The organism is Kitasatospora nipponensis, assembly GCF_039528135.1.
Taxonomy (GTDB): Bacteria; Actinomycetota; Actinomycetes; order Streptomycetales; family Streptomycetaceae; genus Kitasatospora; species Kitasatospora nipponensis.
The window spans coordinates 39,507-56,332 of sequence record NZ_BAAALF010000033.1; the positions used below are offsets into that span (position 1 = coordinate 39,507).

At 68.3% G+C, this 16,826-nt stretch carries 17 protein-coding genes and 1 pseudogene; 7 read left to right on the top strand and 11 right to left on the bottom strand.

Translation table 11 applies throughout. The features are described 5' to 3' along the window. Window positions 1-143: 143 nt before the first annotated feature. Entirely contained in the window at window positions 144-2,915 is a 2,772-nt protein-coding gene (locus ABD323_RS12490; RefSeq protein ID WP_344441462.1) for a P-loop NTPase, read from the bottom strand. Between the two features lie 133 nt (window positions 2,916-3,048). On the opposite strand from ABD323_RS12490, the gene ABD323_RS12495 reads away from it, so the two are divergent. Then, window positions 3,049-4,095 (top strand): macro domain-containing protein, encoded by a 1,047-nt coding sequence (locus tag ABD323_RS12495; protein ID WP_344441463.1) that lies wholly within the window; start codon window positions 3,049-3,051, stop codon window positions 4,093-4,095. A gap of 307 nt (window positions 4,096-4,402) precedes the next feature. Here the strand turns inward: ABD323_RS12495 and ABD323_RS12500 are convergent, their stop codons facing one another. Then, on the bottom strand, window positions 4,403-4,945 hold the full coding sequence (locus ABD323_RS12500) for a peptide deformylase (RefSeq protein ID WP_344441464.1): 543 nt from the start codon (window positions 4,943-4,945) through the stop codon (window positions 4,403-4,405). A 23-nt stretch (window positions 4,946-4,968) separates the two neighbouring features. Then, entirely contained in the window at window positions 4,969-5,307 is a 339-nt protein-coding gene (locus ABD323_RS12505) for a hypothetical protein (protein ID WP_344441465.1), read from the bottom strand. Here ABD323_RS12505 and ABD323_RS12510 point away from each other — a divergent pair. After that, window positions 5,279-5,431 (top strand): annotated as a pseudogene (locus tag ABD323_RS12510) (integrase); the annotation flags it as partial. The gene ABD323_RS12505 and the pseudogene ABD323_RS12510 overlap by 29 nt on opposite strands. Window positions 5,432-5,604: 173 nt before the next feature. On the opposite strand, the gene ABD323_RS12515 reads toward ABD323_RS12510, so the two are convergent. From ABD323_RS12515 to ABD323_RS12530, 4 genes are all read right to left on the bottom strand, one after another. Next, window positions 5,605-6,804 (bottom strand): SMI1/KNR4 family protein, encoded by a 1,200-nt coding sequence (locus ABD323_RS12515; RefSeq protein ID WP_344441467.1) that lies wholly within the window; start codon window positions 6,802-6,804, stop codon window positions 5,605-5,607. A 109-nt stretch (window positions 6,805-6,913) separates the two neighbouring features. Continuing rightward, window positions 6,914-7,381 carry a hypothetical protein gene (locus ABD323_RS12520; protein WP_344441469.1) on the bottom strand — a complete coding sequence of 156 codons (468 nt, stop codon included), beginning with the start codon at window positions 7,379-7,381 and terminating at the stop codon, window positions 6,914-6,916. A gap of 402 nt (window positions 7,382-7,783) precedes the next feature. Further along, the gene (locus tag ABD323_RS12525) at window positions 7,784-8,050 is read right to left on the bottom strand and encodes a Txe/YoeB family addiction module toxin (protein WP_270145951.1); all 267 of its coding nucleotides are present in this window, start codon (window positions 8,048-8,050) and stop codon (window positions 7,784-7,786) included. After that, window positions 8,047-8,325, bottom strand: a complete 279-nt coding sequence (locus tag ABD323_RS12530) for a type II toxin-antitoxin system Phd/YefM family antitoxin (RefSeq protein ID WP_270145953.1) — start codon at window positions 8,323-8,325, stop codon at window positions 8,047-8,049. The genes ABD323_RS12525 and ABD323_RS12530 overlap by 4 nt, the downstream gene beginning before the upstream one ends. Before the next feature lie 457 nt (window positions 8,326-8,782). On the opposite strand from ABD323_RS12530, the gene ABD323_RS12535 reads away from it, so the two are divergent. Together ABD323_RS12535 and ABD323_RS12540 are read left to right on the top strand one after the other, a co-directional pair. Then, entirely contained in the window at window positions 8,783-9,523 is a 741-nt protein-coding gene (locus ABD323_RS12535; RefSeq protein ID WP_344441470.1) for an SDR family oxidoreductase, read from the top strand. Between the two features lie 68 nt (window positions 9,524-9,591). Then, on the top strand, window positions 9,592-10,554 hold the full coding sequence (locus tag ABD323_RS12540; RefSeq protein ID WP_344441471.1) for an RNA polymerase subunit sigma-70: 963 nt from the start codon (window positions 9,592-9,594) through the stop codon (window positions 10,552-10,554). Window positions 10,555-10,983: 429 nt separating this feature from the next. Here ABD323_RS12540 and ABD323_RS12545 read toward each other — a convergent pair whose 3' ends face one another. Beyond that, window positions 10,984-11,595 carry a LysE/ArgO family amino acid transporter gene (locus tag ABD323_RS12545; protein WP_344441472.1) on the bottom strand — a complete coding sequence of 204 codons (612 nt, stop codon included), beginning with the start codon at window positions 11,593-11,595 and terminating at the stop codon, window positions 10,984-10,986. 67 nt (window positions 11,596-11,662) lie between these two features. On the opposite strand from ABD323_RS12545, the gene ABD323_RS12550 reads away from it, so the two are divergent. Continuing rightward, complete coding sequence (locus tag ABD323_RS12550; RefSeq protein ID WP_344441474.1) at window positions 11,663-12,574, top strand: LysR family transcriptional regulator ArgP; 912 nt, start codon at window positions 11,663-11,665, stop codon at window positions 12,572-12,574. A 270-nt stretch (window positions 12,575-12,844) separates the two neighbouring features. On the opposite strand, the gene ABD323_RS12555 is transcribed toward ABD323_RS12550, so the two are convergent. Continuing rightward, window positions 12,845-13,120, bottom strand: a complete 276-nt coding sequence (locus ABD323_RS12555) for an SRPBCC family protein (protein ID WP_344441475.1) — start codon at window positions 13,118-13,120, stop codon at window positions 12,845-12,847. A gap of 166 nt (window positions 13,121-13,286) precedes the next feature. After that, a complete protein-coding gene (locus ABD323_RS12560; RefSeq protein ID WP_344441476.1) occupies window positions 13,287-13,658 on the bottom strand; it encodes a VOC family protein in 372 nt (123 codons plus the stop codon). Window positions 13,659-13,799: 141 nt separating this feature from the next. Between ABD323_RS12560 and ABD323_RS12565 the strand changes: the two genes are divergently transcribed. Both ABD323_RS12565 and ABD323_RS12570 read left to right on the top strand, forming a co-directional pair. Then, a complete protein-coding gene (locus tag ABD323_RS12565; RefSeq protein WP_344441478.1) occupies window positions 13,800-14,615 on the top strand; it encodes a helix-turn-helix domain-containing protein in 816 nt (271 codons plus the stop codon). A gap of 526 nt (window positions 14,616-15,141) precedes the next feature. Next, a complete protein-coding gene (locus ABD323_RS12570; RefSeq protein WP_344441480.1) occupies window positions 15,142-16,407 on the top strand; it encodes an NAD(P)-binding domain-containing protein in 1,266 nt (421 codons plus the stop codon). 49 nt (window positions 16,408-16,456) lie between these two features. Here the strand turns inward: ABD323_RS12570 and ABD323_RS12575 are convergent, their stop codons facing one another. Continuing rightward, window positions 16,457-16,726: a hypothetical protein gene (locus ABD323_RS12575; RefSeq protein WP_344441481.1), complete on the bottom strand. Its 270-nt coding sequence runs from the start codon at window positions 16,724-16,726 to the stop codon at window positions 16,457-16,459. Between the last annotated feature and the right edge of the window lie 100 nt (window positions 16,727-16,826).

The following is a 16,826-nucleotide window of genomic DNA, read 5'->3' on the forward strand; positions in this document are numbered from 1 at the left end:
TTCGTCCGGGAGTCCGGGGACGGCCGTATGCATCCTGAACTGTGGCGGAGTGACCCGTCAGCTGGGCTCTGAACGATGCTGGACGGGGGTGAATGCAACCAGAACTGCAACCAGAGTCTGCTTCGTTTGGCAGCGGATGCGCGTCACCGACCGTCCGACCCGCGAGGGCGGTCAGCCAGTCGGCGGAGGGTGTCGAAAGACAGTACCCCGCGCGTCTCCACATCGACCTTGGTCGCCTGGAGCGCCTGCGTAGCAGCTTTGCTGAACATCGTTGCTAGCTGGCCGCAGAGCTTGACGGTCGACAGTTGCCGCAACTCATGGTGAGCTGGGGGGCGGTAGCGGCCTAGGTACTTCGAAGCGCTGTGTTCTCCGCGGACATATTCCAACAGGAGGGAACAGAGGGCGGGGGCATCCTTGGTGGCCGCGTCGTGGGTCTGGGCGTTCAGCGCCGCGGCTGACCTGGCAAGGCTCACCAGCGCGTAGCCCGCTCGGTCTTCGTCAAGCGTGAAGCCGACATGGTCGTCCAGTGCTACAGCCGCCAGGCCGGCCGATGTCTGGGCCTCCGCTTCGTCCCGGAGCGAGATCGAGAACTCCACAAGGAACGCCCTGACCGCTCTGTGGTAGTCGTCGTAGTCTGCAAGCTCAAGGGCAAGTTTTCTAGCGTAGGCACCGGCTCTCTGCTGCCCTTCCAAACGAAGGGCCCGCAGCAGGGACACCCGTGACTCGAGAATCTTGCGGCCGGTGCCCTGCACTGCCCCCTTGGCCGCCCAGACTGACTCGGGGGCCGACAGGGAGCGGGACAGCAGGTAGGCATCGCGATAGCCCTCGAGGGTTGAAGCCTGCTTCGCCAGGCGCTCCCCGCCAGCCTGGCCAACAAGTTCATAGACCTTCGAGGCGGCTCCTTCTCGGTGTAGGTAATCGACTACCGTCGCAGCGATGGAGGGATGCCGGCAGTAGACACGGTTCCCGGCGAAGGTCACTGCGGCCTCCCGGCCGAGCGTTTGTAGGATCTTTCCGTCGGCGAAGACCGGGTCGAGGCCCGCCATGGCCGCGATCACCGATCTGCTTGCGCCCTTGCCGCGGTTGCCGTCTGTGTCGAGCGCGTGCTGCATGATGCAGATGCCCCCGAAGATATCGCCGAGGTCGACGGAGTCCGTCAGCTTGATCTCATGCAGCTTGCTGACCAGATCCTCCACGCGGGCACTCAGACCCGCCCCGTACCGGACGTCGAGAACCGCTCCGAAGAGCGTGTTGCTCTCGGCGGCCATAGCGCTGGCCGACGCCGCGAGGCGCTCCGCGACGGTGTCAATCTCTTGACTGCCATTCGGCAGCATCCCAAGACCCTGCCAGGTCAGGGCGATGTTCCTGGCGTCGTCGTTGGTGATGCCATGGAACAGGACGTCCTCGATCCATGGTCGCAGTGCCGAACCGGCACCCTGCCACCACAGCCGGTCTTGACTGGCTAGCAGAAAGGCGATGCCCGACCCTTCGACCGCCCAGACATCCTTCGTGGACACCATGTCGTCCGTGATCAGGTCGGCCTCGTCAACGCAGATCAGGGTCTTCCCAGTTGCGCGGACGTCGTTCAGCCAGTCCTTGGTCAACCGCGGTGCGCCCGGTTCCCGCCACAGCACGGTCCACTCCGGTCGTGAACTCGCCACCGCATGCGCTACCTGGCGCAGGGCCAGGGACTTGCCCTCGCCGAGCGGACCGATGGCCACTGCACCGCCACCACCACCGACCCGCAGGCACTCGACCACCTTCTGCTCTAGGGAGACCGTTGAACTGAGGACGGGCCAGGAGCCCGGCGCGGCGTCCGCCCACACCGGCTGGCTGCCCTCCGCGAAGGCCCCCGGCTGGTACGAGGCCGTGTCAACCAAAATACGCGGCACCCGCGAGTACCCATAGTGAGAAGAGGTCTCCTCGGGTTCTGTCTCCCGTTCCAGCTCATCGGTAAACAACTCGTGTCCGTCGACGCCGAGATAGAGGGTGAAGCCGGGAGCACCCACGAAGTCACCGAGAGTGCCGCTCGTTACAGCGGCGGCATCCGTTTCATAAGCCGCCCAGAGAACCTCGGCGTCCAGCAGGTCGGCCTTATTGTCGAGGACCTGGCTGCGCAGGCTCCTCATGAAGCTGTCGAGCCACCCGCTGTAGCCCACCACCAGCACGACCGAGTTCGTGAGCAGCCGTCTCAGCAGATCGTCCAGTCCAGGGCGGGCGGAGGTGATCCTTGTCGGCACGTTACTCGAAGCCTGACCAGTCCAGTAGCCGTGGATATGCAGCACCGGGTGGGCGATGGCTTCGTTCAGCTGTCCCATTGCGGGGGCGGTGTCGGTTGGAATGGGGATTGGGACCGCTTGAATTCCGGCCTGACCGAGGGCGATCTCGATCAGCGGGTCGAAATTTGTGGTGATGATCGGGCCCCGTGCCCGCCCGCTCAGCGACGCAAAGAACTGCGCGAACCGCCGGTACCCGCGGGGAATGAGCCAATTTCCCGTCCTCGCGTAATCCCGGCAGCGTTCCTCGTCTCTGGCAACCTTCGCCACATCCTCCTGGCGCACGTCGGGGCACGCCTGGAGCACAGCCGTCCGGATCGCCCGCATGACCGTAGGCTCACCTGCCTGCTTGGTCAACACCGCGGCCGCGCTCTGGTACTTGAGGCCAGGGTCCGAGGCATCGGCGACGGTCTCGTCGAACCTGGCCAGGCCCGCCCTCGGCACGTGCTCTCGGAAGATGTCCGTGAGCTGGGGGACGCTGGGGAGGACCTCGCTGCTGATTCCCGAACCGAAGACAGTGACAAGGCGACGATCGTCCTCCTCGGCCAGGTACTGGAGGCGGATCTTGAGGTCGGTGATGTCACCGAAGTCGATAGGACCCATGAACCGATCCAACCACTGCGGCTGGGAGGTGCGCACCTTCCGCCGCACTCACGTGTCACATAGACGATTTCAAGCCACCTCTGAATGCGGCTAGTTCACCGATCACCGAGAGGGCGGGCGACACTTATGATCGACCCGCGTCGGAGCCAAGGCAGAGGAGACGTCACCGTTGAGCCAGTTGCAGCTTGCCATCACAGCGATCCTCACCGCCGCTGGCATCGCCCTGCAGATCTGGTCGTCGGCGCCAAGCCGGGCCGAGCGGCAGTACGCCCTCCAACTCCCCTCCGTTCTGCTGTACTCGCTCGCTGCGGCGCTCTTCCTGTTCTCGATCTTCCCGGACTCGCTGACGGAAGGCAGGGCGCTGGGGTTCGGTCTGACCGGTGCGGCGGGATTTGCTGCCTTCTTCATGCTGATCTCGTTCACCTGGCTAGCCAAGACCCGTCGACGGGACGAGCTGACCGCCCAGCTGAAGAAGGCTCAGCGCGAGAACGTGGCTCTGCGGAGGCAGTTGGCCGGTGAACGCGTCTCGGGAGAAGGTCCGCGACCGCTCGCGCAGTCCACCCGGTACGACGTCCCCCTGCGCGGCAGCAGGCGGCACCGGATCGGAGTGGTTACCGGGAACCTGGCGAATGTGCTCGGCGTCGATGTGTGGGTCAATCCCGAGAACACCCGCATGGAGATGTCCCGCGTCGATGAGCCGACTGTCTCCGCTGTGATCCGATACCACGGAGGGCGCCGCGACGACGCCGGGCATCTAATCGACGACGCCATCGCCAAGGAACTCGTCGAACGGATGGACGGCCGGCAGCATGTATCGGCGGGCCAGGTACTGGTCACAGGGCCAGGCGAACTCCTGGAGAGCCATCAGGTTCGGAAGATCGTGCATGTTGCTGCGGTCGAAGGGGAACCTGGGTCTGGTTTTCGCCAAGTGATGGACCTGGCGCGATGCGCCCGCAACATCCTGGCGGAGGTTGACCGGCTTGCCGAAGCTGGGGAGTCACTGCGATCTGTCGTTGTGCCGTTGCTGGGAACCGGCGGAGGCAACAGCGATCTGCACCGCACCGTGGACACCCTGCTGGCGGCTGTTGTGAGCTACTTCGAAGCTCATCCAGCGTCTCGCATCCGGGTCGTCTATCTGCTGGCCTACACAGACGTACAGGAAGCTGTCTGCCGGACCGCCCTCGACGCGCGTCCCGAGCTCTCGGCGAGGGCGTGAGTCCGGTCCATGAGGTCCCGGCGTGGCGGAGGGTCTCCAGCCACTGTGAACCGCCATCACGATGGATGCTTTTCGGCAATCCTGCTTGAGCAACTATCGACTCGACGACAGCCAGATCAACTGCTCAGCCACTCTCCTGGCCGTGATCTTTCTGGGGTTCGTTCGGGCATGACCATGGGCAGCACCCTGCCAGAGGAGCGGTGCCCAGCGACTGCGAATGCGGGAGCTCAGCCATAGAGTTGGCCCGCCGGGTGGGGTCGTGCGGCCAGCCGTTCCCGGCGGACGCCTAGGGTCGGCTGAGCCGGGATTACTGCTCGTAGGCCCAGGCGCGCCCAGTCTGGCGGTACTGCTCGACGGGGATTGGGGTGATGCCGCTCCGCATCCGTGCGGTGTAGAGCAGGCCGTCGAGGTGGTCGATCTCGTGGTGGACCAGGCGCGCGAGTCCCCGCTCGTAGGCGGTGGCCGCCGGCTGACCGTCGAGCGTGGTGGTCTCGACAGCGATCCTTAGCGCTCGGGGGACCATGCCGCGGACGTCGAAGAAGGAGAGGCAGCCTTCGAATTGCTCGTCCGTCTCGTCGGAGCGGTCGGTGATGCGGGGGTTGAGCAGGACGATCGCCGGTGCTCCGGGCTCGGCCGGCTGGACGATGGCTGCGGCGCGGCCGATACCGATCTGGGGCGCGGCGATGCCCATGCCCTTGGCGAAGGGATGGACCTGGCCCATGCGCTCCATAGCGGTGAACAGGTTCTCGACGACCTGCTCGGCGGCCTCGCGCTCGGTGGGCAGGTCGAAGGGGCGGGCTGGCTCGGCGAGGATGGGGGCGCCCTCCTGGACGACTCCGAGGTCACGCATCTGCTCACTGGGCCGCACCTGGATCACCTGAACTCCCCTTGGTTTGTGTCGAGTTCGGGTCGGGCCCGGAACCGCCATTCCGGACGGTACCGGGCATGGAGGGCCGGCGTGGAGGTGCTCCAGGAGAAGACGCGCATCCCGTCCTCCTCGCGCCGGATCGGGGCGGTCCGAAGTGGCGCCGCTTCGGCGGTCATGGACGTCTCGGTGCCCCACACCGCAGGGTCGAGGGCGGCGGGGAAGGCGAGTTCGACTTCCAGGTGCTCGGTGGGTAGGCGGACCGCGCGCTGGAACCAGCGGCCCCACTTCTCCTCGCCGACCGAGTAGGCGTACTCGATCCAGACCGCGGTTGTTGACGAGATCATGGGCTGGGAACCCGGCAAGTCCGCAAGGATGCGTCGGCGGTACCAGCACCTGACGGGCCCCGTCCTCAAGGACACCGCCGACAAGATCGGCGGGCTGCTGTGGGGGACGGGTGCGACCGTCTGAGATCACAGCCGACGGGCGCCCCGATCACGTCCGTGATCGGGGCGCTTCGGATCGTAGGACCGAGCGGCGCTGATCGTGAGGCCAGCAAGGGCGCTCGGTGAGCGCTCGTTGGCCGTTGGGCCACCGAATCTTGGCAACCAGCGCCGCTTTGAGCAGGGTTGGTCTTGGCGGGCTTACCAGTAGGCGCTGTCGTCCCAGGGTTCGAAGCCGGCGAACTCGGCGGGGTCGTCGTCCTCGTCCAGCGCGGCCAGCCCGGCCGTGCTGAAAGTGCCACGTTGCCACGCCAGGAGAGTGTCGGTCAGGCCCTGCTTCAGGGGTGGTCCCTGGTCGGTGTGGCGGGGCCAGACGATCAGAGGCCAGCTGTCCGGGTCGTCGCCTTTGGTGAGCCAGCCGAGTTGGTCGCCGTCGATGGAGTTTGCGAAAGGGAGGAACCCGCCGGGCTCGGGCCAGGTGGTGAGCGGATACCACTGGGGGTGGCTGCCCTTGAGCTGCCGGTACCCGCCTGTGGTCGACTCGACGTGCTGGAGGTAGCGCCGTTCGCCTGTGCGCAGTGGGGTGAGGAAGCGCAGCCAGCCACTCCAGCAGCCGGCGCCGTACAGGTCCATGAGGGTGACGTACTCGCGCGGCAGCGTTGTGCCCAGCTCGGCGAAGAGTCCTGCCCATTTGCCGCCGCCGAGGTAGGGGTCCGCTGGTGGCGGAGCCAGCAGGCGCAGGGCGTCCAGGCCGGTACCGGTTTCCAGAGCGGTGCGGCGCTCGGCGTCGGTGAGCCGAGGAGTGGTGGGCTCGGGCGGGGTCCAGGGCTGGGCGGTCGGCAGGAAGGCGGTGCGGGCGATGCTGCCGGGGAGAGGGCCGATCAACGGTCCTGGTGGGGACGGCAACTCCCATTCCGCGCGGACGGTGTGCCGCAGGTAGCCGCTGAAGGTGAGGTCGTAGCGGTGCCAGGGCCGCAGGCCGCTGCCGGGGATGCCGTCCGAGTGATTGACGACCACTGTCCACTCGTTGGGGTTCTCGGAGACGGAGGTGTCCCAGAACAGGACATCAGTGCCCCGGGTTTCGCCCCAGGCGAGCAGTCCGCCTGGCTCGGGAGAGATGGCGGGACGCTCGTGCTCCGGTAGTTCGCGGGCCTCGATGCGAGCCTCGCGGTGGGTGTCGCGGAGCCAGTCACCGTAGTCGAAGCGGCCCTCCTGGACACAGGGGACGTGTATCCACAGGTATTCGCCGAAGTCCAGCGGGCCGTGGGCGCCGGCCAGTTGCTTGTAGTCGTCCGGCAGACTGAGTCCCAGCCACTCCTCGACCGCTGTCCAGTCGACCGCGACCGGAACTGGCGGACGTTCCGGGTGTGGCGTGGTGAAGGCGGCGACATCCAAGCTCACGTGGGTTCCTCTGTGTCGGGCGGCTCAAGTGGACGCCAGCGAGAGTATGCGAGCTTGATCGCGTGAGCCCGGCCTGGTCATGTTTGATCCGGCAGCCGGCGGGTGGATGTCAGAGGTGAGCCCGGACCTGGCGCACGGGGTGTCCGAGCACGTCCGCGAGCCTCGTCAATTCCTCGTCGGTGAACCAGCCGCGGTCGGGATTCCAGACGGCGATCTCGAAGCGGGCGAATCCGCAGGGCCAGTCGTAGTCCAGCGCATCCAGTGACGACTCGGCGCCGCAACAGGGGGCCTCGATGGCCAGTGTGGCGAAGCCGTCCTCGCAGTGTGCTTCCAGCAGGTCCGCCCACCACTCGGTGTCGATCGACCCGCCGCAGTGCGGGCAGCCGATCCTCTCCAGGTTCTCGCCGCAGTCGACGACCGTGAGCCCGTCATGCCATGTGACGTCGATCTCGACGTCGACGCCGTCGGGCATGCCGCAGGCCAGCTCCGCAACGATCGCGGCAGCCTGGTTGCCGGCGTCCTGGTCGGGTTGCCAGTGCGGGTCGGTCGGGATGACCGACAGGACGTCGTCGCTCATGCGCTCACTCGATTCCTCCGGCGGAAGCCCTCAGCCTGGCACGGCTGAAGCCCGGCCACGGCAACTGCGACCAAAACTGCAACCACGGAACGACGAAGGACCCGGCCGCTGAGCGGTCGGGTCCTTCGGCTGTCATGGCTGGCAGAGGCGGAGGATACGAGATTCGAACTCGTGAGGCGTTGCCCCCAACACGCTTTCCAACTGTTCGTCCGGGAGTCCGGGGTCGTTCGTCAGTGTCCTGACCTGCGATGAGACGATCGGCAGACGTCCACCCGGACAGCTGTGAACACAGGCGAATGCAGCCGGAACTGCAACCACCCGACGTTCCTCTCCGCGAGGTCCGACATGCGACGTCTCGGCTCGATGCCAGAGCGCAGCGGCAGGGGCAGGACGGTAAAGGCTCTACTTGCTGTAGTGGTAACGGCAGGCGACGACACAGACGGTGTCGGCTTGCTCGTCGAGGACGTAGACCAGGCGGTGCTCTTGGTCGATCCGGCGGGACCAGGCCCCAGCGAGCTCATGACGCAAGGGCTCGGGCTTGCCGATGCCCTCGTTGCCGTTGCGGCGGATGTCGTCAATCAACTGGTTGATGCGCTTGAGGAGGCGGCGGTCGTCCGCTTGCCAGGACAGGTAGTCGTTCCAGCCGCGCTCGGTGAACTGGACCTTCACGCGGTTTGCTCGGTGGGGCCGTCGGGGTCGATCAGCTCGCGGGCCTGGACGCGGCCTTCCCGGTATTCCTGCAGGGAGCGGCGCAGGTGGTCGGCGTTCGCCGGGGAGCGGAGCAGGTAGTCGGTCTCGCGCAGTGACGCGTACTCGGCGAGGGAGACGACGACCAGCGGTTCGTGGCCGGCGCGGGTGATAACGAGTTCTTCGGCGTCGTTCTCGACGGCGTCGAGCGCGGCGGCGAGGTTGCCGCGGAGTTCAGTCGCACTCATCGTCTTCATGCTGTACATAATAACGTACGCTCCGCGCCTGGCTCTGCCTCGGTGCTGCGGGGGTTGAGTATCGCTTGCCTCGACTTCATGATCGCTCCACCTTCGGTGCCGGCGCTCCCCGCAGGATCGGCGGACTCATCTGGCATATGAAGAGGGAGTCGGACGACGGGGTGCCGGACGGGGGTGAATGCAACCAAGACTGCAACCAGGGTCAGAACGTCTTCCCTGGTAGGGGCACCCTGAAGGGACCGCACGAATGGAGTTGGTGGCGCCCGAGCCGGGGTGCACGACCAGTGTGCGTATGGGCCATCCCGCTGTGCTGAGTCGTCGCTGGAGCCGGTTTGGCGCGCCGACCGCGAACCCGTCCCCGGCCTGCGCCAAAAGATCTTTCCGTGAGGGCGACGGTTTTTTCGCCCGCCGCTGGTCTGGATAGGTACCGCATCCGATCACCACTGTGGAGTCTCTGATGTCAGATCCCGTTCAGACCGCCGTCGTCACTGGTGCCAGCCGTGGATTCGGGCGTGCGATCGCCGCCGCGCTCGTCGCCCGGGAAATCCAGGTCATCGGTATCGCCCGCGACGGGCAGGAACTGCGCGGCGTCCACGACGACCTCGGCGAGTGCTTCACGCCCGTCGCCGCCGACGCCACCGACGAAGCGCTCGCCGCGGAGGTGATCCGCAGGCACCGCCCGGGTCTGCTCGTCCTCAATGCCGGGGCCACGCCGTACATGGCGCCCGTGCAGGAGCAGACCTGGGAGACCTTCAGTCGCAACTGGGAGGTCGACACCCGACACGTGTTCACCTGGACCGGGGCGGCGCTGCGGGAGCCGTTGGCGCCGGGCAGCCTGGTCCTGTCGATGTCCAGCGGGGCCGCTCTGGGCGGCTCCCCGCTCAGCGGCGGGTACGCCAGCGCCAAGGCTGCCATCCGGTACCTGCGCCAGTACGGTGCCGAGGAGTCGGGCCGGGCCGGGTTGGGGATCCGGTTCGTCACGGTGCTGCCGAACATGACCCCGGTCGGCGGGGTGGGCGACGTCGGGGTCACGGGCTACGCCGTGCGGGCGGGCGTCGACCGGGAGACCTTCCTGGAGGGGCGGCAGCCGATCCTCACCCTGGAGCAGGTCGGCAAGGCCGTTGTGGAGCTCGGCGGGAACCCGGACAGCAGTCCGGAGTACAAGCTTGGTGGCGAAGGTCTGAGCCCGATCGGCTGAGCCGCCGCCCCGCCCCGCCGCCCACCCCCGCCTGCAGGTGGCCCGCCACACTCCCAGGAGGATCCGCGATGCCGTCGAATACCCAGTTCTCCACCCTGACCGAGCCGTTCCGGCCGGAACTGCTCGCGTACTGTTACCGGATCCTCGGCTCGATCCACGACGCTGAGGACCTGGTACAGGAGACCTACCTTCGGGCGTGGCGTGGGTTCGACGGCTTCGAGGGCCGTTCCTCGGTGCGGCGGTGGCTGTACCGGATCGCCACCATGGCCTGCTTGACGGCACTGGAGACACGCAAGCGCAGGCCCCTGCCGTCAGGGCTGGGCGCGCCCTCGGACGACCACCGGGTGGCGGTGGCTCCCCGCGAGCCGACGGTGGAGTGGCTTCAGCCGGCGCCGGACGCTCGCTTCGGCGCCGACGACCCGGCGACGGTCGTGGCCGCGCGGACGGGCGTTCGCCTCGCCTTTATCGCCGCACTGCAGTACCTGTCCGCCCGCCAGCGCGCCGTGCTGACCCTGCGCGACGTGCTCGGGTTCCGTACGGCCGAGGTGGCGGAGGTGTTGGACACGACCGTCGCGGCCGTGGACAGCGCGCTCCGCCGCGCCCGCGCCCGCCTGGCCGCCGCCGGACCCGTCGCGGATGACCTGGTCGAGCCGGACGAGCAGATCTGGCGCGGGCTCCTCGACGGCTACGTCGACGCCTTTACCCGCGCCGACCCCGACGCCCTGGTGCGCCTGCTCCGCGCCGATGTCGAGATGGAGATGCCACCGACCCCGACCTGGTTCACCGGCCGCCAAGCCGTCCTCGGCTTCCTGTCCGTCCGCGTCCTGCGTCCGGACCTGTGGCGGATGACGCCCACCCGCGCCAACGGCCAGCCCGCCCTCATCGTGCACCATCACACGGGCGACGGCCGGTACGAGCCCTACGGCATCCAGGTCCTGACCCTGCGCGGGTGCCACATTGCCCGGATCACCGCCTTCAACGACCCGGCCCTGGTGGCGACCTTCACTGCCCACCCTCTCGAAGTCCGCTGACACGCGCTCTCCTGGGGTCCGCCGGGGCCGGGGCCGGTTTAGCCGAATCGGCCCACCGGATGCCGGCTGGCCTGGGCGCGCGGCATTCAGCCTGCACCCCTTGGCAGGGTCGCCGCACCCGGCTCAACTCAACCCGGGTCATCATCGATACGACGAAGGCCCAGACCGCTGATGCAGTCCGGGCCTTCGGCCGGCGGAGGATACGAGATTCGAACTCGTGAGGGGTTGCCCCCAACACGCTTTCCAATTCTCCTGGGCGCTGTTCGTCGGGGTTCACACCGTTCTGACCCGTGGCGGAGCGAACCGCCGGATATTGGTCGAACACGCCCGGGCAGGGGTGAACGAGACCAGAACTGAGACCGGCCGAATCGTGAGTCACCATAGCCGGACGAGTCCGCACGGGCATGACGCTCCGCAGCAGAGGTCCGGTCAGACCCCTGCGGCCAGGGACAGGCCAGTGAACAGCATCGTCGTTGCGACCAAGGCGTCCAGGGTGCGCCATGAGGAGGCACGCCGGAAGAAGCCGGTGAGCAGGCGGGCGCCGAATCCCAACGCGGCGAACCAGCACAGGCTCGCCAGTGCGGCGCCGAGCGCGAACTGCCAGCGCAACGTGCCGTGGGTGGCTGCGACGGCGCCGAGCAGGAGCACCGTGTCGAGGTAGACGTGCGGGTTGAGCCAGGTCATCGCGAGGCAACTGAGCACCGCGCGGCGGCCGGAACGGACGGCCGGTCCGCCGCCTTCCAGGCTGGAGGCTCGGAAGGCGCGCCGAGCGGCGATCACGGCGTAGCAGAGGAGGAAGGCCGCGCCGACCGCGCGCACCGCCGTCAGCGCTGTGGGCCACGCTGTGATCAGCGCGCCGAGCCCGCCCACGCCGCAGGCGATGAGTACCGCGTCGGAGACCGCGCAGATCGTCACCACCGGCAGGACCGCCTCTCGGCGGACGCCTTGGCGCAGGACGAAGGCGTTCTGCGCTCCGATGGCGACGATGAGTGACAGGCCGGTCCCGAACCCGGCCGCAGTGGCGGTGAGCGTGCTGTCCATGAGCGTCACCGTAGGCAGCCGCGTCGGCACAAGGCCAGCTAAAGATTTTTACGTATGATTAGCAATCATGAAGTCCGAGCTGCCGCACGACTTGGTCCGGACCCTGCTCGCGGTGGTCGACGAGGGCACGTTCGACGCGGCCGCGGCGGCCTTGCACGTGACGCCTTCGGCGGTGAGCCAGCGGATCAAGGCGCTGGAGCAGCGCACCGGGCGGGTACTGCTGACACGTTCCCGGCCGGTGCGGCCGACCGAGTCGGGCCAGGTCGTGGTGCGCTTCGCCCGTCAGCTCGCCCGCTTGGAGGACGACGCGCGTGACGCACTGGGCATGCCCGAGAGCGCGGAAGGCGTCGGGCTGTCGGGTGCCTCCTGGCTGCCGATCGCGGTCAACGCGGACTCGCTGGCGACCTGGTTTGTGCCCGCCCTGGCCTCGCTGGCGCAGGACGCGCGGCTCCACGTCGACCTGCGACGGGAGGATGAGGCTCACACGACCGCGCTGCTGCGCGCGGGCGAGGTGATGGCGGCGGTCACCTCCTCGCCCCATCCGGTGGCGGGCTGCTCGGTGCACCGGCTGGGAGCGATGGTCTATCTCCCGGTCGCCACGCCGCAGTTCGCCGCTCGCTGGCTCGACGGAGACCCGGCCGCACTGCTTCCGTACGCCCCCGTGGTCTGCTTCGACCGCCGCGACGAGCTGCAGGACGCCTTCGCCCGCGATCTGACAGGCGGTCGAGGAGCAAGCCCCCGGCGGCACTACGTCCCGTCCAGTGAAGGCTTCGCCGATGCCGTAACTGCCGGTCTCGGCTGGGGCCTCGTGCCACGCAGCCAGGCCGAGCCCCGGCTGAACAGCGGTGCGCTGGTCCGGTTCCTCCAGGGCCGCACGGTCGAGGTGCCGCTCTACTGGCAGCAGTGGCGCCTCGACTCGCCCGCACTGGCGGCTGTCGCCACAGCGGTAGCGGCGGAAGCGGAACGCGCTCTGCGGTAGCTGGGCCAGTGGTGACCGAAGCGGCAACCACGAGACGACGATGGCCCGGACCGCTGAGCGGTCCGGGCCATCTGCCGGCGGAGGATACGAGATTCGAACTCGTGAGGGGTTGCCCCCAACACGCTTTCCAACTGTCCGTCCGGTCGTCCGCCGACGACCGCAGGTGTCCTGACCTGAGGGGGATCGGCCCGTCGGCTGACGTCCGAATGACGGTGGACGAGAGTGAATGCAACCAGAACTGCAACCACGTCGAGCGTCGATTGCCGCTGGTCAGCGGGGGAGCACGGCTTCGCGATCGAGGGTGCGCTTGATCACGCGGATTCCCTGGTCGACCATCTCGGCGATGGGCTCCCCGAGGCTGTCCGGTGTCACGTCGGTGATCCAGACGAAGCGGCTGCGGCTCTCGGTGTCGCCGAAGACCTGCATGGACGCGTGGTGGTGCGTGGGCTCCAGCGAGCCGCCGAGCACCGCGTAGGCGATGCGCCGGGCCTCGTCGTCGATGTCGACGATGAGTTCGTGCACCACGGCGCCGTTCGTGAAGGTCACGATCCTGATGTCGTCTTCGACGCGGGTGTCGGTGACCTATCCCGGCGCGAGGCGCTCGTGGACCTCACCGAAGTCGCGCACCGCTGCCCAGACGTTCTCGGGGGCATTGTCGATCAGGACTTCGCGGTGGATGGATGCCATGGGTCGATCTCCTCTCTGCCGGCGCTCACTCGCCGGTGGTCGCGGAGGTGAGGCAGAACGGGTGACCCTCGGGGTCGGTGAGGACGATCCACTGGCCGTCGCCCGGCTGGAACTCGGGCCGGGACGCTCCGAGACCGAGCAGTTCCTCGGCAGCACCGTCCACATCGGCGACGGTGAAGTCGAGGTGCACGTGCCGGGTGCCGTCGGGCCAGCCCGGCGACCGGTAGCCGTCGACACGGACGAAGGCGAGTTGGACCGGGGTGCCGTTGCCCAGAGACGCGAAGTCCTGGTCGTTGTGGGTGATCTCCCACCCGGTGGCCTTCTGGTAGAACGCGGCGAGCGCGGTCGGATCGGCGCAGTCGATGACGACGGTGCTGAGCTGCTTGAGAACGGGCATGCCGATGACTCCTGGGTATCCGAACTGGACGAGGCGCGCGGGGGCGTGGCCCCTCGCACCCCGCCAGCGTGCTCGTGACGGCAGGTCCCGGTCTTGAACATCCTTGCGTGGTTGTCAGATCCACCGCGTAGCGTTCGAAAGGTGCTCACTGCTGTTCCCGTCGCCACCCGCCCCAACTTCGGCATCAGTGCGGTGGCCTGCCACGCCGACCACACCTGGTGGTCGGCGCCGGAGGTCCGCAGTGACTACCGCGTGGTTCTCGTGCGCCGTGGCCGGTTCCGCAGGAGTGCCGCCGGAGTCCCGGCCGACCTCGACGCGACCGTGGCCTACGTGGGCGCACCGGGCGAGGAGGAGAGCTTCGCTCACCCCGTCGGCGGCGACCACTGCACCGCGATCAGCGTGATGCCGGAGCTGTGGCGCTCCCTGGCCGGCGACGGTTCCGTGCAGGCCGCGCAGTCGCTCTACGTCGACCCGCGGCTCGAACTGGCCCACCGGCGCCTCATCGCCACCGCTCGCTCGGGCGACGTCGACTACGCGCTCACCGAGGACCTGCTGGCCCTTCTCTCGACGGCCATCGGTCGCACTGTGGCCGGACCGACCCCGCTGGGCAGTACGTCGGCCGAACACGATCGCCGCCTGGTCGCGGCTGCCCGCGAGGCGATTGTCGAAGGGCACCCCGCCACTGACACGCTGTTCTCGCTGGCCGAGCTGCTGGGCGTCTCGCCCTACCGCCTGAGCCGGGCGTTCCCGCGCGAGCTCGGCGTATCGGTGACCCGCTACCGCCACCGTGTCCGCATCGGCCGGGCGCTCGACCGCCTGGAGGCCGGCGAGAACAGCCTCAGCACCCTCGCCGCCGACCTCGGTTACGCCGACCAGGCCCATCTGACCCGGACCATGCGCCAGTACCTCGGCCACACCCCGACGAGACTGCGCCGGCTTCTGGCGCCCGCACCCTGAACATGTGCGCCGAGCGGCGCCAGAGCTGTGGCAGCAAGACGAAGGCCCGGGCCGCGTGGTGCGGTCCGGGCCTTCGATCAAGGCGGAGAATGCGAGATTCGAACTCGTGAGGGGTTGCCCCCAACACGCCTTCCAACTGTCCGTCCGGCCGTCCGGGGACGGTCGCAGGCGTCCTGACCTACGATGGAATGGCCGGACTGCCGGGTGCCTGACGGCGCCGAACGTGGATGAGCGCAACCAGAACTGCCACCACGCTCAGCGTGGATATGGGGCGCCGCCGTCTCACACCGACACTGACCAGCGCGATGGAGGGCCGCGACAGCTCTCGTCCCCATTGGCATCGCCGCGCCACTCGCCCGCGCCCGCACCGGCCCGCAGTACTGCCTCAGTCGTGGCCCCCTCAGCGCTTGACGCGCACCCGTGGCGGCTCGGTGGCGGCTGAGGCAGCGGCCGCCGACAATCAAGGTATCGGGGCTTCTCACGCCGCCACGCGAGTGTCCCGTATGCCAACCCGGCGGAGGTCGCCATGGACGACCGGGGCCTGCCGCGCGAGCGCGGAGGAACTCACCCCGAATTGCACGACGTGGTGATCGTGGGTGCAGGTCAGGCCGGGCTCGCGCTGAGCCACGAGCTCACCGCGGCGGATGTCGAGCACGTCGTCCTGGAGCGCGAGCGAGTCGCAGAGAGCTGGCGGGGCCGCTGGGACAGCTTCTGCCTGGTGATCCCCAACTGGACGGTCCGGCTGCCCGGCGCCTTCTACGGCGGCGGCGACCCGGACGGGTTCATGTCGAGGGACGCGATCGTCCGGCAGCTGGTCGGCTACGCTGCGGGCTTTCGGGCTCCGGTGCGCGAGGGCGTGGCGGTCACCGAGGTCCACGGTGACCCGCACGGGGGTTTCCGGCTCAGCACCTCCGCCGGGCCCGTGCTCGCACGGCAGTTGGTGCTTGCGGTGGGCGGCTACCAGAAGCCGCACCACCCGCCGGCGTGGCGCAGCTTGCCGGACTGGGCGCACGTGATCGACGCGGAGGACTACGCGAATCCGACGCTGCTGCCGCCCGGCGGGGTGCTTGTCGTCGGCAGTGGTCAGACCGGTTGCCAGATTGCCGAGGAACTGGCCGAAGCCGGCCGCCGGGTCCATCTGGCCTGTGGGCGCGCGCCGTGGATCCCCCGTCGGGTCGAGGACCGCGACATGATCTCGTGGATCGAGGAGACCCCGTTCTTCGCCGCCAAGGTCACCGACCTGCCCGACCCCCGGATGAGACTGCTGGCCAATCTGCAGTGCAGCGGCCGGGACGGCGGCCACGACCTGAACTACCGGACGCTGCAGGCCATCGGCGTCACGCTGGCCGGGCACTTCCTCGGCGCGCAGAACGGTGTCGCACGTTTCGAGGACGACCTGGACGCCAGTGTCGCCTTCGGCGACGCCCGCTACGACGACATCTGCCAACTGATCGTGAAGTGCCTGGAGCGCAACGGCCAGCACGTGCCCGAACTGCCGCGAGCCGCACCTTTCGTGGCCACCCCGGTGACCCAGCTCGACCTGTCCGGCGTCGGGACGGTGCTGTTCACCTCGGGCTTCCGCCCGGATTTCGCCCGCTGGGTCGATCTTCCCGAGGCGTTCGACGCGATGGGCTTCCCGGTCCAGCACGACGGATCCAGCACGGCAATGCCGGGACTGCACTTCATGGGTGTGCACTGGCAGCGGACCCGCAAGTCGGCGACATTTCTGGGCGTCGCCGAGGACGCGACGCTCCTCGCCGAGCGGATCACCGCCTCCGTTCGAGGCGCGTGACTGCTTCGGCCCGGGCAGCGGACCAGCCGCGTGACAGCCTCGACGGTCCCTACTCCTCCTCGGCCACGCCGGAGCGGATCGTGATGGCGGCCGTGGGCTGGTCCTCACCATGGACGGCCAAGCTGCGGCGGTTCCAGTGAGAGCGCCGCGTTGCCCAGCGCTGTTCGGCGGACGTAGACCGCTTGCCCGAGGTCGAAGGCCATTCGGACTCCCGCACGCACGACTTCCTGGCCTGTTCGGCGCGATCCACGTCGGCGTCCTCGCGCATCCTGGCGACCGCAGGAGGTGAGGTGATCAGCCTCATCTGGCAGGTGGCCATGGACCCCGATGGTGGCCGATCCGGAGGCCCACGAAGGGCTGTTGAGACTACGGATGGGACTGTGAACGACGAAGGACCCGACCGCGGTGCGGTCGGGTCC

Coding starts and splice junctions, on each gene's coding strand:
- ABD323_RS12560 (WP_344441476.1), bottom strand. CDS start 13,658: ATGCCCGTTCTCAAGCAGCTCAGCACCGTCGTCATCGACTGCGCCGAT.
- ABD323_RS12530 (WP_270145953.1), bottom strand. CDS start 8,325: ATGAAGACGATGAGTGCGACTGAACTCCGCGGCAACCTCGCCGCCGCG.
- ABD323_RS12550 (WP_344441474.1), top strand. CDS start 11,663: ATGAAGTCCGAGCTGCCGCACGACTTGGTCCGGACCCTGCTCGCGGTG.
- ABD323_RS12570 (WP_344441480.1), top strand. CDS start 15,142: ATGGACGACCGGGGCCTGCCGCGCGAGCGCGGAGGAACTCACCCCGAA.
- ABD323_RS12540 (WP_344441471.1), top strand. CDS start 9,592: ATGCCGTCGAATACCCAGTTCTCCACCCTGACCGAGCCGTTCCGGCCG.
- ABD323_RS12575 (WP_344441481.1), bottom strand. CDS start 16,726: ATGGCCACCTGCCAGATGAGGCTGATCACCTCACCTCCTGCGGTCGCC.
- ABD323_RS12505 (WP_344441465.1), bottom strand. CDS start 5,307: ATGATCTCGTCAACAACCGCGGTCTGGATCGAGTACGCCTACTCGGTC.
- ABD323_RS12535 (WP_344441470.1), top strand. CDS start 8,783: ATGTCAGATCCCGTTCAGACCGCCGTCGTCACTGGTGCCAGCCGTGGA.
- ABD323_RS12520 (WP_344441469.1), bottom strand. CDS start 7,381: ATGAGCGACGACGTCCTGTCGGTCATCCCGACCGACCCGCACTGGCAA.
- ABD323_RS12545 (WP_344441472.1), bottom strand. CDS start 11,595: ATGGACAGCACGCTCACCGCCACTGCGGCCGGGTTCGGGACCGGCCTG.
- ABD323_RS12500 (WP_344441464.1), bottom strand. CDS start 4,945: ATGCGTGACCTCGGAGTCGTCCAGGAGGGCGCCCCCATCCTCGCCGAG.